Annotated in this window: 19 protein-coding genes; 3 read left to right on the top strand and 16 right to left on the bottom strand. The window is 44.5% G+C overall.

Going from position 1 to position 23,859, the window contains the following annotated elements; all coding sequences use genetic code 11:
• Positions 1-64 precede the first annotated feature (64 nt).
• Entirely contained in the window at positions 65-1,153 is a 1,089-nt protein-coding gene (locus OCV36_RS24675; RefSeq protein ID WP_135454025.1) for an alkene reductase, read from the top strand.
• Positions 1,154-1,460: 307 nt separating this feature from the next.
• Here the strand turns inward: OCV36_RS24675 and rlmJ are convergent, their stop codons facing one another.
• The 12 genes from rlmJ to OCV36_RS24615 form a co-directional block, all read right to left on the bottom strand.
• Positions 1,461-2,327, bottom strand: a complete 867-nt coding sequence (rlmJ, locus tag OCV36_RS24670) for a 23S rRNA (adenine(2030)-N(6))-methyltransferase RlmJ (protein ID WP_017077084.1) — start codon at positions 2,325-2,327, stop codon at positions 1,461-1,463.
• A 235-nt stretch (positions 2,328-2,562) separates the two neighbouring features.
• Entirely contained in the window at positions 2,563-3,501 is a 939-nt protein-coding gene (gene secF, locus OCV36_RS24665; RefSeq protein WP_004732672.1) for a protein translocase subunit SecF, read from the bottom strand.
• Positions 3,502-3,503: 2 nt separating this feature from the next.
• Positions 3,504-5,303 (bottom strand): protein translocase subunit SecD, encoded by a 1,800-nt coding sequence (gene secD, locus OCV36_RS24660; protein WP_004732670.1) that lies wholly within the window; start codon positions 5,301-5,303, stop codon positions 3,504-3,506.
• A gap of 274 nt (positions 5,304-5,577) precedes the next feature.
• Positions 5,578-6,060 carry a hypothetical protein gene (locus OCV36_RS24655; RefSeq protein WP_029221919.1) on the bottom strand — a complete coding sequence of 161 codons (483 nt, stop codon included), beginning with the start codon at positions 6,058-6,060 and terminating at the stop codon, positions 5,578-5,580.
• Positions 6,061-6,352: 292 nt separating this feature from the next.
• Positions 6,353-9,127 carry a M16 family metallopeptidase gene (locus OCV36_RS24650; protein ID WP_065680982.1) on the bottom strand — a complete coding sequence of 925 codons (2,775 nt, stop codon included), beginning with the start codon at positions 9,125-9,127 and terminating at the stop codon, positions 6,353-6,355.
• A gap of 238 nt (positions 9,128-9,365) precedes the next feature.
• Positions 9,366-10,232: a LytR/AlgR family response regulator transcription factor gene (locus OCV36_RS24645; protein WP_135454027.1), complete on the bottom strand. Its 867-nt coding sequence runs from the start codon at positions 10,230-10,232 to the stop codon at positions 9,366-9,368.
• A 51-nt stretch (positions 10,233-10,283) separates the two neighbouring features.
• Positions 10,284-11,342, bottom strand: a complete 1,059-nt coding sequence (locus OCV36_RS24640; protein WP_135454029.1) for a sensor histidine kinase — start codon at positions 11,340-11,342, stop codon at positions 10,284-10,286.
• On the bottom strand, positions 11,342-12,634 hold the full coding sequence (locus OCV36_RS24635) for a hypothetical protein (RefSeq protein ID WP_135454031.1): 1,293 nt from the start codon (positions 12,632-12,634) through the stop codon (positions 11,342-11,344). Before OCV36_RS24635 ends, OCV36_RS24640 begins: the two co-directional genes overlap by 1 nt.
• A 9-nt stretch (positions 12,635-12,643) precedes the next feature.
• Positions 12,644-13,420: an outer membrane lipoprotein-sorting protein gene (locus OCV36_RS24630; protein ID WP_135454034.1), complete on the bottom strand. Its 777-nt coding sequence runs from the start codon at positions 13,418-13,420 to the stop codon at positions 12,644-12,646.
• Positions 13,413-14,705 carry an ABC transporter permease gene (locus OCV36_RS24625; protein ID WP_135454036.1) on the bottom strand — a complete coding sequence of 431 codons (1,293 nt, stop codon included), beginning with the start codon at positions 14,703-14,705 and terminating at the stop codon, positions 13,413-13,415. The genes OCV36_RS24630 and OCV36_RS24625 overlap by 8 nt, the downstream gene beginning before the upstream one ends.
• A complete protein-coding gene (locus tag OCV36_RS24620; protein ID WP_135454038.1) occupies positions 14,693-15,391 on the bottom strand; it encodes an ABC transporter ATP-binding protein in 699 nt (232 codons plus the stop codon). The genes OCV36_RS24625 and OCV36_RS24620 overlap by 13 nt, the downstream gene beginning before the upstream one ends.
• Positions 15,392-15,478: 87 nt before the next feature.
• On the bottom strand, positions 15,479-16,159 hold the full coding sequence (locus tag OCV36_RS24615; protein ID WP_135454041.1) for a hypothetical protein: 681 nt from the start codon (positions 16,157-16,159) through the stop codon (positions 15,479-15,481).
• Positions 16,160-16,548: 389 nt separating this feature from the next.
• Here OCV36_RS24615 and OCV36_RS24610 point away from each other — a divergent pair, with 389 nt between their 5' ends.
• Entirely contained in the window at positions 16,549-16,770 is a 222-nt protein-coding gene (locus tag OCV36_RS24610) for a hypothetical protein (protein ID WP_054546072.1), read from the top strand.
• Between the two features lie 311 nt (positions 16,771-17,081).
• Here the strand turns inward: OCV36_RS24610 and OCV36_RS24605 are convergent, their stop codons facing one another.
• Complete coding sequence (locus OCV36_RS24605) at positions 17,082-17,981, bottom strand: LysR family transcriptional regulator (RefSeq protein ID WP_135454043.1); 900 nt, start codon at positions 17,979-17,981, stop codon at positions 17,082-17,084.
• A 323-nt stretch (positions 17,982-18,304) separates the two neighbouring features.
• On the opposite strand from OCV36_RS24605, the gene OCV36_RS24600 reads away from it, so the two are divergent.
• The gene (locus OCV36_RS24600; RefSeq protein ID WP_017090363.1) at positions 18,305-19,054 is read left to right on the top strand and encodes a hypothetical protein; all 750 of its coding nucleotides are present in this window, start codon (positions 18,305-18,307) and stop codon (positions 19,052-19,054) included.
• A gap of 695 nt (positions 19,055-19,749) precedes the next feature.
• On the opposite strand, the gene OCV36_RS24595 is transcribed toward OCV36_RS24600, so the two are convergent.
• The 3 genes from OCV36_RS24595 to OCV36_RS24585 form a co-directional block, all read right to left on the bottom strand.
• Positions 19,750-21,033 (bottom strand): serine hydrolase domain-containing protein, encoded by a 1,284-nt coding sequence (locus OCV36_RS24595; RefSeq protein WP_054546068.1) that lies wholly within the window; start codon positions 21,031-21,033, stop codon positions 19,750-19,752.
• Positions 21,034-21,365: 332 nt separating this feature from the next.
• On the bottom strand, positions 21,366-21,974 hold the full coding sequence (locus OCV36_RS24590) for a DUF3299 domain-containing protein (protein WP_017075586.1): 609 nt from the start codon (positions 21,972-21,974) through the stop codon (positions 21,366-21,368).
• A 94-nt stretch (positions 21,975-22,068) separates the two neighbouring features.
• Positions 22,069-23,589, bottom strand: coding sequence for a M20 family peptidase (locus OCV36_RS24585; RefSeq protein WP_135454045.1), 1,521 nt, complete (start codon positions 23,587-23,589; stop codon positions 22,069-22,071).
• Between the last annotated feature and the right edge of the window lie 270 nt (positions 23,590-23,859).

Genomic DNA, 23,859 nt, shown 5'->3' with positions numbered 1-23,859 from the left:
AAAGTGCCAATTCATTATCAAACTGGAATTGGCACAGCACTAAAAATTCATAAAGGTAGAGATCATGAACAAGTTATTCGAAACATCAGAACTGAAAGGCCTAGAGCTGCAAAACCGTGTCGTTATGGCACCCATGACACGCGCTCGCACTAGCCAACCTGGAAACGTGCCAAACGACATGATGACGACTTATTACCAACAACGAGCAAGTGCAGGGCTAATCATCACTGAAGCCACACAAATTTCAGATGACTCTCAAGGTTACTCATTCACACCCGGCGTTTATACCGATGCGCAAATCGAAGGTTGGAAATCAGTCACCACAGCAGCAAAAGAGCAAGGTGCCGCGATATTCTGCCAACTATGGCACGTAGGCCGAGTATCACACCCTACCTTTCAAAAAGGCGAGTTGCCGATTGCACCTTCTGCACTGGCACCCATAGAAACGCAGGTTTGGATCTCTGATGAAAATGGTAACGGCAACATGGTGGATTGCATCCAACCAAGAGAAATGACGCAAGTAGACATCGATCGTGTTGTTCAAGATTTTGCTAACTCAGCGAAAAAAGCTGTCGAGGCAGGGTTCAACGGAGTGGAAATCCACGGTGGTAATGGCTACCTCATCGATCAATTCCTAAGAACCAATTCAAATAAGCGCACCGACAACTATGGTGGCAGTCGTGAGAACCGACTTCGCTTTCTAATTGAAGTCGTGGATGCGGTAATTGAAGCGATTGGTGCTGACAAAGTGGGCGTACGTTTGGCCCCATTCATCACCTTCAAAGACATGAACTGTCCAGACATCGTGCCAACGATTTTAGAAGCGTCAAAGAAACTGCAAGCTCGTAATATCGCTTATCTGCACCTATCAGAAGCCGATTGGGATGACGCGCCTGTGATACCTGAAAGCTTCCGCGTAGAACTAAGAGAGCTATTCTCTAACACCATCATCGTCGCTGGCAGCTACACACCACAACGCGCTGAGGAAGTATTAAGCAAAGGCTACGCCGACCTCGTCGCATTTGGTCGCCCATTCGTTGCTAATCCAGACCTAGTTTCACGCCTACAAAACGGCAACGAACTATCCGATCTCGATGGCGCCACTCTGTTCGGCGGCAACGAAAAAGGCTACATCGATTATCCAGCGTTGTAGTGGATTTGGAGGAGATGATGGTTTCTAACCACTAGAAACATTTCCGACAGGCAAAAGAAAGGCTCGCATGACTAGTGCGAGCCTTATGCAGTTTAGGGGGTAAACCACAATCTAGTTTAATCTTAAGATTAATTATTTAACTTATGAGCCATTATGCACTTGTGCGCATTGATATTCTATTTTTAAATGATTCACTGCAATTAATCAATCGATAAAAGTTAGCGTTTGGTCAATTTAAACCACATAAATAACAGTGATTTAGTGAGCGGCGTCTAGAAAATCATCATAAAATCCATAGAAATCAGATTTATAGACTTCTCATTTGCCAATATCCTTCACCATTGGTCGCGAGTTGGCTGTGTAAATAATCAAGCGTATCCGCGACCGTTCCAGCAATGCCTTGTGGTGGATTGAACAACAGTAAACCACTACCGATCAGGCGATCATCACCCTTAGGATCTCGAAGGCGAAGCTCCGACTTAATCGGACTTGGCAGCAAACCATCTTTCACTGCGGTCACACAGTGGTTCAAAATCAGTGAGCTCTTGTCATCCGTGTAGAGCGGGTACCAAATTAGTGCAGATACCTTCTCAGATTGCTGATACGCCTTAACTAAGGCATCAATCACCGCGAGATATTCTGAATCGGTTTCATAGGGTGGGTCGATAACAATCAGATGGTGATTGTCATGTTTAGCTACGTCATCAGGTAACGCTTTAAGCCCATCACCTGCGCTAATCGTAAGCTTGCTTGAAATATCCAGGTTACATTGTAACTTCTCAATATTGGTTTGCAGTAAATCAGCTTCATCTTGCTGAATGTCTGAAAAATAGAAACTATCTTGGCTGCGACCTTGTTGGTAAGTGATGGCGGCAGAACCCGGATACAAAGAGATAAGTTGATTCGGATTGTAGTATTCCAGTACCGACATAAAAGAAGCGAATGCCGGAGGAAGGTAAGCCTTATTGCGCCACAAATACCCGACCCCTTCAGCAAACTCACCGGCGTGATTACTTGGTGCGGTAGTGAGGTCATAACACCCTGTACCTGAGTGCGTGTCGATAACATTGAGGCGTGAATGCTGCTGCATTAATGACTGAACAAGTGCACTCAATACTGGATGCTTCAGTGCATCACCATGGTCGCCTACATGACATTGATGTCGATATTCCATTCCCTTGCCTCATTTCTACTAACGTCATCTAAACATACTTCATATCATGAGGGCTTGCCTGCTCAATCCATCGTTTTTTGAAATAGGCTCACTTTTCTCTAACCAGTTGACTCTTATAAAAAATAAAGCCCCTGAACTTACTTAGGGGGTTAAGTGAGTTCAAGGGCTTTTATTATTGGTTTCGGTTAATAGAGTAAGTAAATCAGCCTAGCGTGCATAAGCTAGCTTAGCTTGACTAAGGGTACTCACCCTCAACTTCTACTGGCGCTTTCACTTGGTAGTGACAAGGCTGTAGGCCAAGTAACTTAGGCAGTGTGATACCGACCGAAACGGAAGACCACGTACCGCTGACAATACCTACAACCAGTGCAATCGCGAAACCTTGCAGCGCGGCGCCACCCAGTAGCCAAAGCGCTGATACGGTAATTAGCGTTGTTCCTGAAGTCACCATGGTGCGTGAGAAGGTCGCTTTAACCGATTCATTGAGCAGGTTATCAGTATCACCGTTTGGATTGCCGCGCAGCATTTCGCGCACACGGTCGGCGATGATGATCGAGTCATTCAATGAGTAACCGAGAATCGCTAGCACGGCCGCCAATACGGTCAGGTTGAACTCAAACTGAGTAAAAGCGAATAGACCCAAGATGAGCGTCACGTCATAGATGATCGCGGCAAGCGCACCCAGAGCCAAACGCCATTCAAACCGTACACTCAGATACAGCATGATCATTAGGAAACACACCAATACCGCCAAGCCACCTTGGTCAACCATGTCTTGACCCACTTGAGGCCCAACCACGCTGCTGTTAAGCACTTTTACTTGGTCACTTACCGATGACAAAGCATCCACTAAGTTTGGTTGTGGAGCGTCTGTCAGTTGGCTGTAACGAATCGTCCAGCGATCCTGCTCTGCCATACCAACCACTTGAACGTCTTGTTGAAAAGCCGTATCGAGTTTTGTTTTTAAGGCGTCTTTAGTCACTTGATCGGAGAGTTGAACCTCGGCAACCACACCGCCAGTAAAGTCCAAACCCCAGTTAAAACCTTTCACTGCCACCAGCATCACAGAGCTCATGAACAGCACAATAGAAATCACAGACATCACCTTACGAAGGCGAGTCATATTGCTATTTGAAAAATAGCGGTCTGAAATAGTCATTTTTGAAGTACTCATGCTTAAATCCTTACATCGTGGCGTTGGTCACGCCCCCAAACCAAATTGATGATCGCTCGTGAAGCAAAAATGCCCGTAAACATACTGGTTAGAAGACCTAAGCCCAGTGTCAGAGCGAAGCCCTGAATCGGTCCATTACCAATGGTATATAGAGCCACAGCAACGATCATGGTAGTGACGTTAGCATCGAAAATTGACGAGAATGCGCTATCGAAACCACGGTCGATAGAGCTAGCAAAGCTGCGCCCTTCTTTCATCTTGTCTCGAATACGCTCGAAGATAAGCACGTTGGTGTCCACCGCCATACCAACGGTCAGTACTAAACCCGCAATACCCGGCAGAGTTAACACCGCACCCGGTAGCAGCGCAATCAAACCAAACAATGTGGTCATGTTAACCACCAATGCACAGTTCGCGACCCAACCTAAGCGGCGGTACCATAGCGCCATAAACGTTAGCGTAAGGCCAAGACCAAGTGCCAAAGCAGCAAAGCCGTTAGTTACATTTTCAGCACCCAAAGATGGGCCAATGGTACGTTCTTCAATGATGGTCACAGGCGCAGTCAATGACCCCGCACGCAGCAGTAACGCAAGCTCTTGCGCATCAGCCAAGCTGCCAGCGCCTGTGATTCTGAAGCGGCTACCCAGTTGAGATTGGATGTTTGCCACACTAATCACTTCGCTGTCTTGCTTGCTGTTGCCTGCTCTATCACGGCTGTATTCGCTGTACACCGTTGCCATTGGCTTACCGATGTTATGACGTGAGAACTCAGACATTTTCTTACCACCAGAAGAATCCAGCGTAATGTTGACTTCTGCACTGCCCATCTCACCAATGCCACTGCGAGCATCAATAATGTGTTCGCCACTCAACACCGCCTTGCGGTCGACTACCACGCGGTTGCCGTCTGAATCTTTCAGGGTTTGAGTACTGCGAGTGGCATTGTCGTACACCGAATAGAACGCCAATGAAGCAGTAGCACCAATCACGTCTTTCGCAGCTGCAGGGTCTTGTACACCCGGCAGTTCAATACGAATACGGCTTTCACCTTGACGTTGAATCGATGCTTCCGTGATGCCTAATTCTTCAATACGGCTGCGCATGATTTGCAGGTTTTGTTGAACGGTTAGGTTACGTAGCGTTCTTTGTTCTTCTTCAGACTGAGTTAACGTTAGCGATTTGTCTGAGCGGTTACGTAGCCATTGCGGGAACTCTTGACGAATCAGCTTCTGTGCTTTTTCGAAATCGGCGTCGGTACGGAAATCAAACTGAACTTGGTTGTTCACCACTTTACCGCGGGCATAACGCACTTCGCTGGTGATCTCGTCGACCATAGCTTGAGCTTGCGCGTGATAAACCGGCTCCATATCCACTTCTAATAAGAACTGCACACCACCACGCAAATCAAGGCCTAACTGAATTGGCGCAAAACCCATGTCAGTCAACCATTTTGGTGCTGCTGGCTCCATCGCTAGCGCAACGGTCGCGTTATCCAATAGGCGCTCATTCAGCACCTCTTTGGCTTTCGCTTGTTGTTCAGCGTCTTCTAAGATCACGACTAAACGTTTGTCTTTTTGAAATGCAGATTTGGCTTGGATGCCTTCGCTCGCAAGGTATTGAGTAATTTGAGTCGCATCGATTGTCTGCTCAGAACGATTGCTAATTTGAACCGATGCATTCTCGCCATACCAAGAAGGTAAAGCACTCAGAACCATGATGATAATGGTGGCGATAAGCACCGCGTATTTCCACTTTGAATAGTGGTTGATTTGTTTTCTTGGAATGCGTTTTTTCACAGTCAAGATCTCTTCTTTTTACCAATCACCGTAAATACGAGCTCAAAAATAGCACCGGAAAAAAGCAGTGAACGAGCGTTTTAACCAGCTAGGATGACCAGTTATTTACTACGATTGGTATAACTAATGTTTTGCGAACACGATCGATAGCTGAAACCAGAACAAGCTGATTGAACGGTAGTGATGCTAAAGCTGATGTCGCTATGTTTGTCTTGGTTAATTGGCGAGTTCAACGGGCACGCGAGGCGACCATCGATACGACCAATTTAGGGTCAAACGATTAGCTAAGAAGTTCTCGGAAATGCGAGTATTGGATGTTGCCCTCTTTCCACCCAGAAAGCCGGGAAGACGGAGAACTCACAATACTGGTCCAGTGCAGCTTGGAATCCAACAACGGCGTGTTGAAGAGCAGGGAAGCCAGTATTGAGGGGGGAGAGAAGTCAATCAGTAGATGATAAGCAGGCTCAAGATCGGCCACGCTTTCTTGCTCGTTACTGAGCATACGTCTGAAGTTTGCAGCTTGGAGGCTCGACTCTGTGTCGTGATAGTTGGAACTGTCACCAGAAGGATCGGTGCCAAACTGAGCTTTGTTGCACTCAAAGTAGCTCGACGGGTTATCCGTAGCGGCTTGTTTACACTGTTTTATCGAGGAAGATTGTTCATTCTGTGAAGATTGCTCTTGAGCCGAGTATATTTGAAATGGCTTAGAAGGGAACGAATAGCCGTTAGAGTTCACTAAGCCAAAGCTCAGTAAAAACAACATTAAGACTAATCGGGTACCTAATTTAAGCAATCTAATATCCAAACAACATTCTCGTAGATCGTCAATCTACAATACAAATGAAACGCTGTCTTGATTTAAAACATTTTTTTAGAAAATGATACGATGCAACCGATTAGGCACTCACGGCATTTAGATTTATATACCTCCAAAAGAGCTCAACAAAGCTTGGTGCATAGATATTATGAATGGTGTAAAAACAAGAAAGCCAAGCGATGCGCGCTTGGCTTTGGGTTAAGTGTTTCTGTCTGCTTTAGGCTTTAGGCTTTAGGCTTTAGGCTTTAGGACGCATGATGTTCTTAACCTTACGGCTATTTTCACCAAAGATGCGTTGGACAAGTTGATTCATGTCTTCCGCAGTGATCGACCTCGCCACTCGCTCAACTTGAGACAAAGCTTCGATGTCGTAACCATGAAGTAAATAACGAGACAAATACCAGGCTTGGTCGATGGAGCTCATCTCGAGAGGCGTGAAGTCAGCTTCAAACTGTTTCACTACCGCTCGCATTTCCTCTTCAGAGACACCTTGTAGAAGGTCTGCAATCACCTTATCGATCGCCACTTCCACTTTATCAACGTTCTCAGGCGCTATCATCGCACCAATAACCCACTCATGACTCAGTTCGCCATCTGCAGACGCCGAATACGTATAAGGTGAGTAGTCTAAACTCAACTCTTCACGAATATAAGCATCTAAGCGAGTCGCCAGCAGTCGTTCTAGCAAGTTTTCCGTGAAGATATCTTTTGCCGTCACGCCTTGGTCGGTTTCGGTTGTAGGTTCAGAGATGACTCGTAAGACGTACTCTGCACTATTCACATTATTGATGGCTAAATCAATGCGTGATTCAGATGGCTGCTTGTAGGCCACCTTAAAGTCAGGAACGTCGGCTTTTTCTAATGGAATCGAAGCCAAGTATTGCTCAACCAATGGCTTTAATTCACTTGGGTCGATATCACCCACGATCACCAATTGGTTATGTCTCATTTGACCAAACAGTTGCTGATGAAGATTAGCGATGTCTTCCACAGAAACTGCTTCAACACGTTCTTTACCCACAAAGAGGTGGCCACTGTCCTGACGATAGATGTTCTGGTTTCTTGCGCGTTCAAACTGGCCAACAGGGCTGCTCAAGAAAGATTCCTGACCCTGTGCAAACTCCTGCTTCACTGCCTCTAACTGATCGGGAACAATTTTAGGCGCAGTTATGAAGGTATAAAGCGCAGCAAGCGTGTCTTCAAGCCCGTCTTTATTGATATTAAATTCAATACCATGACGAGTATTACCAATGAAGGAATCGGCGCGAATATTTTCACGATCAAAGTACGCTAAAAGCTCAGAGCCCGTAAACTCACCGGCACCGCTTCGAGCGAAAGTAGGTAATGCGACCTCAACCGCTGGGTACAAGCTCGGATCCAAAGCGGCTTTTCCGCCAAGGCTCATATACATTACACCGACATCATCACCTGCCACATAATCACGCAAGTACCACATATCGATACCATTACTTAACGTCCACTTTTGGATGTATGGATCTACGGACATTTGTTCAGCAAGCACAACCTCGCCTTGCGAGCTAGGTACAGCAAAGGCACTGGCTGTTCCAATCGCAAGCGGCGGAATTCCCGCCTCGCTATACGTGGTTTTTAAGCTATCTAGAGAGTTGATGACCGCAGTTCTGTCTTCATTGTCGTCCATCCCAATAACAATAAAGTAATCATCAGAAAGTAGATTCTTGATGTTGTCGTTAATCACTTCAAGGCTCAAGTTATCAATGAAAGCTTCCAAGCTGACTTGATAGTCTTTCTGTGATTGGACAATTCGATCAGTGACTAACCTGCTCACTTTGTAATTCGCGTGTTCAACGCTGTCCATTTTATCCCAGTCATGCTCAATGTTATCCAGCAAGTCTTGGTAGTAGTGCAGTTCACCAACAATATCCGTTTCCGAAACACCAAAATCACGCAGTGATGCCAATGTAGAAAGCAGATCTTTTTGGATAACTTCGCGGCCTCCAGTCGGAAACCCAACACTTATTGACGAATAGTACAGAGAACCCATTCGATAGCTATCAGACGCTATCCATTGAGTCGGCAGCGCGGCATCATTGAACACCGCTTCTAATCGCTGTCGAATCAATTGTTGAGAGGTTTCATCTAACCTGCGTTGGTTCTGCTGAGCATGATTTTCAACTCTATTTAAACCTCGGTTAAACGTCAGAGTGATGCTTGGCGCTTCTCTTCCTGCGTACTCAACATAATCATCTTCATTGAATGAGGTCACTTTCTGTTTATCTGGTCTCGGCGTGTCGCCACGTTCCCAGCTAGAAAACTTTTCTTCAATGAGTGGAATCACGGTTTTGATGTCCACATCACCAGAAACGACCAGCTCAACTATTTGAGGTTGATACCAAGTTTGATAAAAGTTGGTGATACCTTGAGGAGTGGCATTCACAATAGACGATTTAGTCCCTAGTGCATCTTGCGATTCGTAAGGGCCGCCTTCAATGAAGTGATCATAATATATATCTCCGAATGACTTATCATCGAGGCGAGCCATACGAAACTCGCCAAGAACCACGCCTTTCTCTTTTTCGACTTCTGAACTTGATAGATCCAGGCCATCACCAATGTCACGCATCCACGTCAGGGCAGACTGCAATTGGACGTTATCTGGCAAATCTAACTGGTAGACCGTCTCTTCATAAGAGGTGTAGGCATTAATATCAGCACCGAAGCTAGCGCCTGCATCTTCAAATAAGCGAATCACGTCATTTTCAGAGAAATTCTTGCTGCCATTGAATGCCATGTGCTCCAGAAAGTGAGCATAACCTTCTTGCTGATGAGTCTCTTGAATTGAACCCGCGTGCACGACTAAACGAACAGATACGGATTCTTCATGATCTGGATAAACATGGTAGGTAAGGCCATTTTCTAGCTGGCCTGATGTCCATGCCGGATCCGGCTGGATTAAGGTTTCAGTGGTTTTTGATGTTGAGCTACAGCCAACCAAAGTTAGGCATAGTGCCGTCGCTAAATAATATGTTTTCATAACAACCTCTTAATGTCATTCATCGACAATATACAGATTGAGTTAACGATTATTATTTAATACTGAACCGGATGAGTATCTTTGTGATCTAGATCTTTATTTTATAAATCACTATACGTTATGTAAGATTGATTGTGCTCGTTTAAAGCAGCGTTTTGATAAGAGCCTAAAACATCCATTTAAACTCGCTAACTACATCCATTTAAAATCAATGGCTACATACATTTAAGCTAGTTTGCTACATACCCTTAAAGAGCGCTTGCGAAGCGCGGCTGATCGGTAACTTCTCTCCTGACACATAAGCAGACATCTGGCCTGAAAGCCCTTTCTTCACTTTATCAATGGCTGACACTTTCACCACCACCGAGCGGTGGATCTGCCAAAACTCATCTGGGTTAAGCTGCGCAATCAGCTCTTTTAGCGACACGCGAAGAATAAACTCCTCTAGCAAACCGCCTTGGCCTTTTTTGAATATAGACACGTACTTGTCTTCCGCTTTGAAGTAAGCGACATCATCGACTGCGATTAGGTGAATGTCTTCTCCGACACTGGCTTTGAGCCACGTGAGATGTTTCTTCTGCTGTTGATAAAGGGGCTGCGATAGATAAGGAGGCTGCGTTTGCTGGGAAGTCGATTGTGATAGCTGTTGAAGCTGAGCCATTAACGCTGTGATATCGGGCTGTACTGGGATGTCATCAGGCTGTTTTTGACGGCTTAACAAACGCGCTTGAACCTTCTGACATGTGGCCAGTAAACGCTCTTCATTGATTGGCTTCAGTAGGTAGTCCATCGCATTGTGCTCAAAGGCTTTGACTGCATATTCGTCATAAGCGGTGATGAATACCACCAACGGCGGAGAGTCTAACTTGTTCAATTGTTTCGCCAGCGAGATTCCATCGAGCTCTGGCATGCGAATATCGAGAAAGGCCACATCGGGCTTAAGCTGTTGAATACTCTGCATCGCCTCTAAACCATTGGTTGCCTTACTGACGATCTCTAGCTCAGGCCAAACCTCAGCAAGGCTCTTGTCTAAATGGTGCCTTAACAGTGCTTCATCGTCTGCGATAATTGCCGTTACGTTCGGCTTTACTGCTGGGTTAGTCATTATTATTCCTTTAAATTCACACTGTAAATCGTCTGTTTGTAATCACTGATCTTAGAGGTTCGGCTCATCGTTCTCAGATCTAGTTTCGCTGATAAGCGGTAATAAGATTGTCGATACCACCCCACCCTCAGCTTGCTCAGTGATCGTCAAGCTAGCTTTCTCACCGTAAAGGGTTTCGATTCGCTGACGAATATTGCTAAGCCCCACACCATGGCCCGCACTAATAGAAGGGGAGTTCAGCCCAGCGCCATTGTCTGCAACTTCGATTTTTAGCTGCTGCGCTTGTTGAGTAATGCAGATCTTCACTTTACCACCCGCAGCTTTTGGCTCAATCCCATGGGTTAATGCATTCTCGACCAAAGGTTGAATCAAGAATGGCGGAATCACCTGCAAGTCGCTGATGCCATGCGCTTCAATCGAAAACTCCAATCGTTCTGCCAATCGAATTTTCTGAATATTAAGGTAAGCATCAATCAAATCGACTTCTTGAGAAACCGTAGATTGATCGGCACGACTATTTTTTAATGTCACGCGCAGTAAATCCGTCAGCTTTTCTAACATCAGCTTGGCTTTAGCGCCATCAGTATCAATTAGCACGCTTATGGTGGCGAGAGTGTTGAACAAAAAATGAGGTTCAATTTGGCTTTGAAGTTGCTTTAACTGACTCATCACCACGACTTTCTCTTGGTCAGCTTGACGGCGTTTAGCAATCTCCAACTCATTTTCGGCTCTGAGTTGTTCGCCTCTCGTATAAAAATAGTAGTAACAAACCGAGCAGAAAATGACACCCAACAACATCACCGATTTCAGCCCAGAGAAATTGTCACCAAAGAAACCATTTAACCAATAATGTGCGTTTAACGTACCAACCGTCATCGCCACCAACATCGAGATACCCACTTCAAACACACGAGATTCGGTTTTGAACAACTTAACCAAAATGAAAGAAGAGCCGACCGCACTCAAACCAAAACCAAAGCTGATCGCGAGGTTGAGGATGAAATCGCCTCCCCATATGGTTTGCGTGGTCACAGCAATCAAAGCGCAGAAAATGGTGGTCAGAGTGAAACTCTTTGGCCACGAAAATTCACTTTTAGAAGAAGTACTCATTAAAACCGTCCTTTGATATTTAAGAGAATCATATGACTATCGGGTAAGTTGGCGTAAGCAGAATCACTTTTACCGCCTAGAAAGCGTGCAGCAAGTTCCAAATCCAACGATGAGTCGCCATTATCTAAAGCCTGATAGTTGAGCCACTGCGTAGCAATAAAGCCGCCGTCTTGTGGAGATAACATGACGTCGAATGTCGGTGTGATATCTTCAAGCCAGCCATGTGTCGAATCCAGAGACCAGTGAAACATGATGTTGTGTTGAACCAAATTGGCGTGTTGATAGCCCTGAGCGTAAGAACCAGCCAATGATGCTGTCATTGGATTAACCGACAAAGACTCAGAACTTTCTATTGCGCTTTGCCATTCAGAGTCACTCCAAGCACGGCTATCAAACCAGTATTCCAGCACCACATTATGGCCCGTGTCATTGGCCCATGTTAATCCGGCTAACGCTTGATAAGCCTCGCCCTGCTCTTCAAGATAAACCGGTTTAAGCTGTGAGTTGGGCTGACTGTAGCCAAGGCTTTGTCGCTGATAAACCACCGAGCCATGAAACTCCCAAGCGAGGTTCAACACCGAAACCAAACTCGCCCCAAGCAAGCCGTGGCGTACATCGTCATAATAAGCGACCCATTGAACTTCGTGATCACCTACAAGATTGTAACGACGCAAGCCAACCCCTTGTTGTTGGTTCTGCTTTTCGAATTCATTTACGTCTTGAGAAGTCCATGACGAATCGCTGTAAAGCAGTGTCCATTCGCCCGTCATATCAAACAGTGACGCCGAGGCAACACCTGCGCCCTCTTCTGCGACAATGCCCACTGGATTTTGTCGATAAGGCTTGATGATGTCTAAAGGTCGGTAGCCATAGCCTACGCCCCAATCGAGGCGAACCTTGCCCAGCGTGACATCAAGATAATGGTCACCGAACGCTGAATTCGACAGCTCAACCCCACCTTGCCAGAACAACTCACGCACAATAAATTCCGATTCAAAGCTCGCCTCTTGCCCTTGAGGGTTGTTGCTCAGAATATCGTTGGCTTTCACTGCAAACAGGCCAAGCCAATTCCCATAGCCAACCTCTAGATCCAACAAACCATTGAGTGACTGACGATTGTCAGGTGCTAAAGGGCTAAATGGTGACTCTCTCGATTCAACCGACTCAACGCTCAATTGCCAATCCCACGCCAAGCTCAGATCGTCCGCTTGAATCGTGTTACTCACACAAGACAAAGCAAGCAAAGTAGCGATTGAAGACTTGATGTGGAATCGGCGATTGGAAGCTTTCATGACGCTCACCTACAGCCCAGACACGCTGTTACGCGATAAGTAAGCAGGGTTGTAGTATTTGTCTGCCAAGCTTTGTTCAATCACTTCGCGATACTCAATCACGGTTTTCTTACTTGGCTGTATCTTATCGAGCAAGGTCATCGACACCACTGTTGGTAATCCATCACGCACGCCTTCAGTAAACCAAGCTTGTTTCGCCAGTTTTCCAGAACGCAGATACAGATCCGCTTTAACTGGAAACGCTCGGTCTGTCGTTAACCACAGATCAATCGATTGATAGCTGGCACCCTTGGTTTTCGCCATTAGCTTTAGGTGATGGGTATCGAGCGTCTCGCCACTTGGCATCTCAACTCGTTGCTCAGCAACCCACTCACCTTGGTAATCTTCACTCCAAGTGAGCGTTGAAATATCGCCTACCGAGGCTTCGCCCAATAGCTTTTGCATCGGTGTGATACGAATGGGACGGCGTGATTTCGGCATCAGTAGCCAATAGTTATCTTCAATCATCAGCATCTTTTGCCCAGCCTCGACGGCTGATTTAAAGACGACTAATGACTCTCGGTTTGGCCTTGTGTATACGTTGTATTCACGGGTTTTGTCCAGTTGCTCGTCTTGGTATAGCGCCACCAGAGAAACCACCTTAGAGGCTTGTGCGCTGTTCAATCGGTAACTATCCGCCTTGGCGATCATCTCTGTGACTTGTTGTGAATCGACTGCCCAGCTTGGTGTCGATGCTAGAACCAATACAGAACCTAAAACAGTGAGTGAACGAGTAAATTTATACATAAACCAGCGCCTCCGTGATTGGCTTATTCACGCCTTTGCGAGCAGAGAAATAAGCAGCCAGCAAACATATCGTCAGCACACCTAAAGTGGCGTAACTAACCAATTCTAATGAGAAGTAAATGTTGAGTGGGTAACCTTCGGTTCGACCCGGAGGTGGTGGCATTTGTATATCAACCACCAGTAGCAACACCGACACTAAACCACTCACTAACGCACCGATCGCACTGCCAATCACCGCCAGTAGTCCCGCCTCTTTTAAGAAACCCGCGACGATTTCAGATGGGTAACTACCAAGAGCCGACAAGGTGCCAATTTCACGAGTGCGTTCGGTCACCGACATAGTCATGGTGTTAAACAGCGACACGAATACCACTAATGCCATCACTGCACCCATGATGCCGAAGATCCGGTCGTAAAGATCTTTAACCTTGGTGTAGAAAAACGCACGATCTTGCCATGGGGTGATCTCTGTGCCTTGATCGCTTTGGCTCGCGCTATTTCGATCTAAAGCCGTTTGGATACGCTGTTGAACGATTGAAGTCATGCTTGTTTCAAAGAGGAACACCGATAAGGTACTGACTTTGTCTGAGGCCAAAAGCTCTTGAGCGGTCGTGATATGAACATACAACTGGCGTTTGTCTAGCTCAGGCACGCCTGTCGAGTAAATGCCCTGCACCTTAAAATCAAAGGCATTCAAAGCGCCGTCACTGGTGGTGGCGAGCAGTGTTACCCAATCGCCAACGGCCACTTTGAGGTTACGAGCAAGGTCAGTTCCCAGCATCACTTGAGGCTCTTGGCTGTCGTATCTTGGAGATTTCACATCCGACAGGGTTTGCCCGCTGCGCACATCAAGAAAAGGCCCTTTCATATCGAACTCACGCTCATTCACGCCCGTTCCCATAAAGATGGTCGACTTACTGCCGTTAGAAACTAAGCCACTAAAGTAGACTCGCGGCTGCACACCACGCACGTCACTGTCACCGATGATACTCTTGGTTAGCGCTTGAACGTTGTCTAGACCATTGCTCATCGGCATTTCTTCATCTTGTTCAAAGTATCCCGGCGTGCTCAAAGTAAGATGACCAGTATCGCGCGCGGTCGATTCTCTCAAAGATTCGTAGGTATAAAGTCCGTAACCACCGGCACTGGTGAGTGCGAAAACCGCAATCGCGATGATCAACACAGAAAGCAAACTACGACGACCGTTTCTTAATAAGTTAAGCCAAGCTAAACGCATCGAAGTTGGAAGTAAAAACGTGCTCATTCTTTGTGTTAACTTGCCCATGAGATCGCCTCCGCGGTTGCGGCTTGTGGAGCGAGTTTTCCATCGATTAACTCAATCACTCTGTCACAACGCTGCGCCATTCTTGGGTCATGCGTTGCGACGATAAAAGTCGTGCCCATTTCATGGCCGAGCTCTTTCATGATATCGATCACAAGGTTCGCAGTGTGACTGTCTAAGCTGGCTGTCGGCTCATCAGCAATCACCAAGCTTGGGTTATGAATCAGCGCTCTGGCTATCGCGACACGTTGTTGCTGGCCTCCAGAAAGATTATCTGGGCGATGATGAACATAATCCCCCAATCCAACACGCTCCAGCATATGTTGTGCTCTGGTCTGTTGTTCGTGTTTTGAGCATTGGTTCAACATCAATGGATAAGCGACGTTTTCAAGCGCGGTCATCACAGGAACCAGATTGAAGCGCTGAAACACAAAACCCAACGACTGACGACGAAAACGTGCAGCGGCTATTTGCTCTGTCGGATACGCTTTTCCATCAATATTGATCTCGCCTCGGTAATCCATATCCAACAATCCAAGAATATTCAAAAGTGTGCTTTTGCCAGAACCTGATGGCCCACATAACGCCACCATTTCACCGCGCTGGATGTGCCCGTCGACCCCGTTTAATGCATCAACACGTTGACCGCCCGTGACATATGCTTTGCCGATATCTTTAAATTCAATCATTTCGCTGTCCTCTTACTACCAATCCATTCTCAAGCTCTCGCAAGCCGCAATTGAGCTTCCACAGCTGTTATTTGGCTTTGGCAACTGTTACTTGGCTTTCGCTATTAGGGCCTTCGCCGTCATAGTTTCGATGTTGCCAGCATCAGCAGTTTCCATTTGTTCTAACCACACCTGTGCTTGCTTGAAGTCTTCAGCACGAATCGAAGCGGTAATGGCGTAACGGTAAATCCACGAGGTCGCAGCGAAATGCTGTTGTTGGAAATCATCTTCCGCGAGTAACGAGAGGAACAGGTCATAACCACGATCAAAATGGTTAAACATGTCTGGCAGAGAGGTGTAAGTCACCGCAGCCATGGCGCGAGTTAGGTAAGAATCTGGTAGCCCTTGAACACGAAGTTGCTCATGAATCGGTTGGTCTTCGTCTTTAAGCAGCACCAGTGATTTATCAATGGTCGACAAACCCTTTTCCACATACTTCATCTTGTTCCAAGGTAAGAGCGCATCACGCCCCATCAGGGTTTCTGTGCTTCCGAGGTAAACCAAGGTCAGTGGTGTCGCACCGTCTTGTTGCAGCGTGTCGTTCAGACGTTCGTAAGCCACCTCAACCAAGTCTTCATTGCCTTGCGCGGCTTGATTGTAGATATCGAGCACGTCAGAGCTTGGGTTAGCCTGCGCCAAAGTGGGTGCGAATGAAACAAGTGCAATCAGTAATGAACGCTTAAGCAGAGAAGTGGTAGAGCCTGAATTAAATGAGTGTGAAGTAGTCATGATTTCTAATCCCTTTCAAATGTTGACGTTGAAAGGTTAACTAGAATTTGTCGTGCAGTTTTATCAATGCGACGAATGGTAATAGCGAGGAGTGAATGGTTGAGTTGAGGTGTGAGTGGAAAATTCAAAAAAGAAAGAGTAGCGAAAGAATAAAATGGATGGATCAAAGCGGGATTAAACTTGATTTCGACCTCCTCAATTAGACTTACTTACCTGATTATTATTTTCTAAGTGTTTGAGTGTCTATATTGGAAATTGCAATGAATTTTTCCCATTTATCTTAAGGTAAAGCAACTCACGCTCTAGAAACACCGCTTGTCGCAATAATAAGAACTGTAGATAAAACAGCCTTACCATAGAGCTTAAAACAACAGCACAAGGAAAGCGTCATGAATGGTAAGAACATAAGAATAATTTTGAGATGGATACACATAACTTTAGCGCTATTTGTTGGTGCAGCGTTCTATTCACCCTTAGGAAGCAATGAAGCATATCTTACCGCTACGCTATGGGGCTTAATACCAGCTCTTGCTTTAACAGGTATTGGTATGTGGAAACAGTCGTCAGTTATGAAAGTATTAAAGCCGATAAGCAAGAAGGCGCACCAGTAAGGTAAAAGATTACGCGAGAACCAATAGATCTCGCGTTTGTTCTTTTGGTTGCAACATATATAGGTATGAGAATATTGAAGTTACTTTTTAATCATAAGTTAACGAATTATGTGCAGCTTTCAATACTTGAAGTCTTCCTGCCTCGCATAGTTTGGTTGCCAACTCAGAAATGTCCTGAACTTGGATAGTCCAATTTTTAACTCGTGGCAGTTTATAACTCAAAGTGCCCTAAACGAGTTCATAATAGATAGCTCATCAAGCTCAATACTTTCTATAGCCTGATGAAATCGTCCCAATACAGTGTCCGTTTTTTAGTACGCTGATTTATTTATATAATAATCAGCGACCTTGATGATCGATTTTTTTACCTGAGCAATCTGTTTTGAATGTGGACACCAAAGGGATATGGGAACCATTATTTCTTGTTTGATCTCGTCACATTTTATCTCTACCAAATTCTCAGTCACATATTCAGAGTCAATTATCGATTTTGGTAAAAGAGCCCAGCCAAAATCATCTTGGACAAGCTTAACAATGACTGCTAATTGATCAACATATTCATGTTTTGAAGAAACAACAACCTTCTCCGTCATTTTATCTTCGACCATAGATTTGAGAACAAACTGTCGTAAAGATTTCATCGTTGAGAGTGTCTCGTTTGTTGGCTTAGCTGATAGTTCACTTTCTGCATTAGCAAATGGAACAAAAGGCATATTCCCCAAAAAAGTAAAATCAATACTATTAATCACTTTGCTTTCGTATATGTTCACAATACCAAAGTGAATGCTTCCATCTTCAATCCCTGTTTTTATTTCTGGTTTCGTTCTGACCAAAAAATTAACACGCATGGATGGAAAGTCTTCATCGAGCTGTCGACGAATTTTAGAAACAACATGATGAGGTAAAAAGCTCGCATAGGCTATCGTCACCGATTCTAGCCCGCCAAATGAAAGACTTAATGCAAATCTATCAAGCGTTTTAGCCTGCTCTAGTATTTGCTTTGCGTAATGATAAAGAAGTACTGCATCTTCAGTGGGTTCTACACTGCGGCTCAACCTATCGAATAAAGTGATCGCTAACTGGTCTTCTAAACTCGTGATGACTTGTGCAACCGTTGTTCGATGCTTATTTAATTTTATCGCCGCTTTACTAAAAGCTTCCTGCTCATATACCGCAACGAAAGTATTTAATTGTTCAAGACTAAAGTTCATATCATGTCCTGCGAGTCCTCATATTCGTTAATAAATTTTACCACCAGAGTCTACATTAACCAACACAGAGCCCGTTTCTCTTATCAAACAACACATCCCTATCACCACGCTCTGACATCAATTAAAAATCTCTCATCGAATACACTTTAAACAGATGGATTAAAATATTTCTTACCAAAAAAACCGAAATCCCCCTTTACCGCAAATGTTTGGATGACAGCGATGGATCGAGCCCATCGCTAGAGAGTTAATGAGTATAAAAACCTTATGTAAAGTTGCGTTATTGCTTCGGCTACTTAACTTAAATAACTCGGGAACGTCTCATGACCAGACTCAAAATGACCGCTTTGTCTACGGCTTTACTTGCTACCATTTCTATTTCAGCATTTGCTGATGACACCCAAAAAGTTGACCCGTCCGATATGACTCGTGCCAGTACCAATATGTATGTGGCAACCAACAACATAGGTGATCTAAAGCTATCGGGAGCTCTATCATATACTTATGACAACGGACAGATGTCTATGGTCACATTGGAAGGTTCGATGGATAATGAAGGGAAATATAAAGACAGCCGAGCTCAATATTTCCATGTATTCAATATAAATAATGCCATTACACCTCGTGTAGCCGCGTCATTAGACATCATTGATAATGCAAGCTTTACTACTGCAGCTGTAGGTGGTGTCGCTATTTTTAGAACTCCAATCGACTCTCTGACCTTTTTTGGCCGCGCGGCAGTGATGGGCGGTGAGTACTCAGACAGCACAACAAGTGCCTTTGGTGTTACAGACAATAGTATCGTAGGTGGTATGGCCGCTGCTTATGCGGTTTGGAAGCCGGGCGCCGATGGTACTTATTTTGCAGCCTACCCAGAGTTTACGTACATGGATGGTGATATTGAAACGAGTACCGTTAAAACCACTCTACTCGCAGCGACTCCTTTTTCGGCAGACAAAACACGCTGGGGACAAGTCAAGGTTGAAAATACTTATGGAAGCATGGAATCAACCAATCAAAAACTAGACATTGACGACACCGTGGTTTGGTTCCAATACAAAGTCTTCTTCTAAAACGACCAATAGCCATAATACGTTAAAAGGTGGATCGAGAGATTCGCCTTTTTTAGTTTTATTTTCCTTACCCCCTCTCACTCTTCTTTATTAAAATAGCCACTATTTACTATTCAGTTCGGCCTTACTTTGAACTGACTCTCTCTCTCTCTATCAAGTTACGCCTGCATCCCATATTGATTCAACACTCAAAACCTTATTCTAGCGGCCTATTTCAATGCCGTTATTGATTGATATTTAACTGTTTACGTTTGCTAGTGCATACCTAACCCCATCAAGATAAGTGAATTCAAACGAAGCCACTCTTGAGCTTACATAGCATCCCAACACTACGCGCATTGCCAATGAGTAGAGGGTAAGGAGATCGAATGTATCGTCTGAACACAATGAGTAACGGGAAGAAGCTCAAACAATCGTATCTATATAATGTGAACTTCTTTACGCCATGGCATTGGTGTGTAACCACGAGCCTAAAGCGCATAAAAGCGTTAACACAAGCGATAATGGATAGCTGTGTTGAGATGACCCAAAGATATCGTGGTACTTAATCACCCGCTCGCAGGGAATCAATAACCAAGCTCAACAAACAAAAAAACGCCAGTCAGGCGACTGGCGTTACAAAAAGATAAAACTCTATTCAATGATCAAATCTATCAATGATTGATCACATCAAGTAGCAATCACCGATTGCATAATTAGCGGCTAAAATATTTCGCAATCTCACGAGCATAAGTTTCTTCTTGGTTTTTGCCATTACTGGTTGAAAAGAAAGATATAACTAAGTCTTTTTCTGGTGAAATATACACACCTTGACCGCCAACACCGGCCTTGAATAAGTCGCCATCCTCAAAGATTGCATCAAATTGATAACCATTCTTGATGTTTGTGTCGTTGTAGAAAGAGTTTTCCATCATCTTACCAACATAACCACCACCGTAAGCTTCTGGGTTACCAGAGTCTTGAATTAACGTAATGACTTCTTTGCTAACACCACCATTACCCAACTTTGTGGCTGACGGAGTAAGTAACATACCGAATTTAGTCATATCTTCAATTGTGGTATTCATTGAGAAAAACATTAAAGGGTATCCCCCTTGTGGAGAAACAACAGTGTAAGCGTCATTATTTGCCCCCATTTTCTGCCACATATCACGACTGACAATCTCATTCATGGGTAAGTTACGAACATTCTCAATAAGTCGAGCCAGAACAAACGTATTAATTGAATTGTATTCGAATGTTTTTCCGCCCGGTGCTCTTCGCTTCATTTCGGCCAGCACTTCAAGTGGGCTTTGGTTGCCTTCACCCTCAAACACGCCAATGGAAACCGCCCATTTAAACCAAGGTTGTTCTGGGTTTATACGTGAGTCTGCCTCTGGCTCATCGTGCTCTGTTGCGTTCAAGCCCGTTGCCATATTTGCAGTATCAGAAACAGATACTGTATCCCAGTCAGATCCCTTTAATTCAGGAATGTATTTAGAAATAGGGTCATTAGGGTTAACTTTGCCCTCATTGACCAACTTAGCCAGCTCTATACCTGCTGTAATTTTCGAGTTTGAAAACCAATTATGCTTATCTGTTTTTCGCATCGTGTTGTAACGTTCAAAGACAACCTCTCCACTCTTAACAACAAGAAAAGCATCGACAGGGTAAGAATCTAGGTGTTCATTTAATGTCTTGCTTTCACCGTGCACAGTCGCTGATATTTCACCAATTTCTTGGTCAATCTGATATGGGAATTGGTAGACAGGTCCATCACGTTCAATTTGAGCGGTAGGATAGAAACGGCTTAGGTTCTGCCAAGCAAACTTAGACTGTTCAATAGGAAACTGAAGTTTAACGCGATTGCCTTTTTGCAAGAAGAAGTCATGAGTGTTGTAAACATCTACATTTGTGGATGATTCATTAACGATCTCATTAGCAAACGCAGAGCCTGCAGATAGAGCCGTTACTATGGATATAGCGATTAAGCTTTTCATATTGGTTTTCCTATTGGTATATAAGTGCTGTAGTGCGAACTGTATGCAAAAGCTGCGAGCCAGTTGCCTTTGTTAATACAGACACGTTACAAGGAAAACGGAATAACGCCTCATCGCCTCCGATGGATTGCTTCCATCAAACATTGAAGCTGGAAACATGAATATTGTTTTCTCGGTGGTTTACCTACCCCAAGTGATTCTAATATTTACTATATTTAGCGCTGCTATGTGTAGAGCATGAAGAGAAGTGAATTAAACGGCACATAGCGATCAAATTTAGTCTAACTGTTCCCCGTTAGTCACCTTTTCAATTCTAAGTTCGTTGATCAGATTTAGTGATAAAGCTCAATATCCGACGCGTCAATGACATATCCAGTTTCAATATCTTGATTGCCATCAGAAAGTGCAATCGACGTATCAACCGCCCCTGTTTTAATGTTCCCTGTCACCCATACTGGTGTGTATAAACTTTGTAATTCATGGCCTTCAGGAAATTCGACTAAAATCGTTTGGTTTACAGGTGGGGGAGGAGTGTGAATGCAAGCCCCTGCAGTTGGCACCAAAATGAACTGCTTTCCTATTAAACCTTCCATTTCGAGCGGTACTAAAAACCCGGCCAGTTTCATATCGTTAATACTAAGCTCGGGAACTATATCGTTCGCTTGTTGTGTTCTTTGTAAAAGCAGCTCACGTACGTTTAAGCCAAACTTTTCAGCCAATACCACACGTTGATTGTATCCATCGTTTTCCATTGGACTTAACTGACGCGTTTTTTGAACGGCTTCGTAGGCGTAAATCTCAGAAAGTAGCGCCTTATTCCCAGGAGAAAGAACCTGATACTGATTTTGCACAGGTCTTAATGACTCCCAAGATATCGTTTCAGCAGCTTGTGTGAACAAACTAAAACAACAAGCCATAACCATTAATAATGTATTTTTCATGTCAATGTTTTCTAATTAGAACAAGGGCTAATGAAAAAATGGCTAAGAAAGTCTTAGCCATCGTCTCATTTTATATCAGTCAATAATATTTGAATTACAGACTTTCGAGGTTATCCATTAGTTGGTAGAAGAACCCAATAGAGCGACCGTATTCTTCAACTAAGATACGCTCGTTCACACCGTGGAAGCCTTCGAATTCTTTTACGCTTTCTAATTGTATCGCCGTCATTGTATATACATCAGGGGCAAAATCTCGTGCTTGAAAGTGCTTAGAATCTGAACCACCAATAACAAAGAACGGCGAGACAATCAGGTCATTTCCCCAAGTTTGGCGAATCGTTTTCTCCAACATGGCATAACCAGGACCGCTAGGATCCGCAACATTAGTTGCAGGCGTTGATGCTGAGATATCACGAATGGTCATTCTTTCGTCGCCGATCGCTTTCTTCACATGCTCAATAATCACCTCAGGAGTGTCACCTGGCATTGGTCTAAAGTTTACAACTGCAGTAGCTGCTGGCGGTAATACGTTGTCTTTAATACCAGCATTAAACATAGTAACTGCCGTTGTGGTATGAAGCATGGCGCGAGTAACCTCATTTTTAGACATTACATCAATAAATTTTTTCTCTAAGTCCGTCACCGTGTCGTTTTCGCCATAGGCTACGGCCTTGTAAAGTGGTTGCTGCGCTTCTGGAAGTTCCGGCCCCATGTATCGGTATTGATATCTCACCGCATCATGAATTTTGTAAGGGAATTGCGCTGCTTCAACTTTCTCAACGGCTTTTGCTAACGCGACAATATTCGATTCTTCACCCGGTTGTGATGAGTGACCACCAACACCATTGATGGCAATCTCTAGACTAACGAATCCTTTTTGAGCAATACCGATTAGTGCCGTGTTTTCACGGATGCCAGGGAATATACCAGGGACAAGAGGAGCAGATTCATCCATAACAAACGCAATTTTCTCATAGCGTTGTTCAATGATGTCAGCGGCGTGCTTAGCACCTTCTGGCCCACCAACTTCTTCGTCGTGGCCGAATACAAACAAAATGGTACGTTCAGGCTGGAAACCTTCTTTTAGCTTCATTTCAGTGGCTTCTAACAGTGCTTGAAGTTGGTTTTTGTCATCTAATGAACCACGGCCCCAGATATAACCGTCTTTAATCGCACCTGAAAACGGATCTTCTTTCCACTCATCACGAGACTCTTTTGCAATTGGTACCACATCTTGGTGCGCCATAAAAATAGCGGGAGCGAGTGATAGGTCTTTACCTTCCCAAGTGTAAATCAAGCTGAAAGGGCGCGGGTCACCGACTTCTTCTCGCTTGAGTGTTTTGTGCACTAATGGGTACGATTCTTCAAGAAATTGGTGGTAGTCACGAAAAGCCTGTTCATCAAAATCACTGCGATCTTGGTTAGAGATAGTTTGAAACTGAACCGCTTGCGATAAGCGTTGCGCAGCGCCTTCTATATCAACTTGAATATCCACTTTTTCGACGCCTTGCATTTGCATCGAACTAAAGTCTTGCTCATCAGCCCATACTGAAACACTAGCGGTCAATGCCAAAGCAGAAGCGATACTGGTAAAGAGTTTTGATGGTTTTGTCATGATTTGACGCCTTAATTAGGTAGAAAGTAAATCTGTGTTTTTGGTTTATGCGGCAATTATTAATGAACAATACTGACCAAACCAATCTCTAGCGAAGGACTCAACCCATCAGAAGACGTTGGTAACAACTTGTAGTGGATGAGTAAAATCTTTGTAGTGGATGAGTAAATCGAGCATGACTTTCTAGGGGAGGAAGGTTTTTACAGTCGCGAAAATGATCCGAAATCACTCTGTGGCATTAAATTCGTAACAAAATTTTGTTCAATGGTG

Source organism: Vibrio echinoideorum, from assembly GCF_024347455.1.
GTDB lineage: Bacteria > Pseudomonadota > Gammaproteobacteria > Enterobacterales > Vibrionaceae > Vibrio > Vibrio echinoideorum.
The sequence above is the reverse complement of the archived record's forward strand: the minus strand, read 5'-3'. Positions and strand labels throughout refer to the sequence as shown.

Coding starts and splice junctions, on each gene's coding strand:
- OCV36_RS24675 (WP_135454025.1), top strand. CDS start 65: ATGAACAAGTTATTCGAAACATCAGAACTGAAAGGCCTAGAGCTGCAA.
- rlmJ (WP_017077084.1), bottom strand. CDS start 2,327: ATGGAATATCGACATCAATGTCATGTAGGCGACCATGGTGATGCACTG.
- secF (WP_004732672.1), bottom strand. CDS start 3,501: ATGAGTACTTCAAAAATGACTATTTCAGACCGCTATTTTTCAAATAGC.
- OCV36_RS24655 (WP_029221919.1), bottom strand. CDS start 6,060: ATGTTGTTTTTACTGAGCTTTGGCTTAGTGAACTCTAACGGCTATTCG.
- OCV36_RS24650 (WP_065680982.1), bottom strand. CDS start 9,127: ATGAAAACATATTATTTAGCGACGGCACTATGCCTAACTTTGGTTGGC.
- OCV36_RS24645 (WP_135454027.1), bottom strand. CDS start 10,232: ATGACTAACCCAGCAGTAAAGCCGAACGTAACGGCAATTATCGCAGAC.
- OCV36_RS24640 (WP_135454029.1), bottom strand. CDS start 11,342: ATGAGTACTTCTTCTAAAAGTGAATTTTCGTGGCCAAAGAGTTTCACT.
- OCV36_RS24635 (WP_135454031.1), bottom strand. CDS start 12,634: ATGAAAGCTTCCAATCGCCGATTCCACATCAAGTCTTCAATCGCTACT.
- OCV36_RS24630 (WP_135454034.1), bottom strand. CDS start 13,420: ATGTATAAATTTACTCGTTCACTCACTGTTTTAGGTTCTGTATTGGTT.
- OCV36_RS24625 (WP_135454036.1), bottom strand. CDS start 14,705: ATGGGCAAGTTAACACAAAGAATGAGCACGTTTTTACTTCCAACTTCG.
- OCV36_RS24620 (WP_135454038.1), bottom strand. CDS start 15,391: ATGATTGAATTTAAAGATATCGGCAAAGCATATGTCACGGGCGGTCAA.
- OCV36_RS24615 (WP_135454041.1), bottom strand. CDS start 16,159: ATGACTACTTCACACTCATTTAATTCAGGCTCTACCACTTCTCTGCTT.
- OCV36_RS24610 (WP_054546072.1), top strand. CDS start 16,549: ATGAATGGTAAGAACATAAGAATAATTTTGAGATGGATACACATAACT.
- OCV36_RS24605 (WP_135454043.1), bottom strand. CDS start 17,981: ATGAACTTTAGTCTTGAACAATTAAATACTTTCGTTGCGGTATATGAG.
- OCV36_RS24600 (WP_017090363.1), top strand. CDS start 18,305: ATGACCAGACTCAAAATGACCGCTTTGTCTACGGCTTTACTTGCTACC.
- OCV36_RS24595 (WP_054546068.1), bottom strand. CDS start 21,033: ATGAAAAGCTTAATCGCTATATCCATAGTAACGGCTCTATCTGCAGGC.
- OCV36_RS24590 (WP_017075586.1), bottom strand. CDS start 21,974: ATGAAAAATACATTATTAATGGTTATGGCTTGTTGTTTTAGTTTGTTC.
- OCV36_RS24585 (WP_135454045.1), bottom strand. CDS start 23,589: ATGACAAAACCATCAAAACTCTTTACCAGTATCGCTTCTGCTTTGGCA.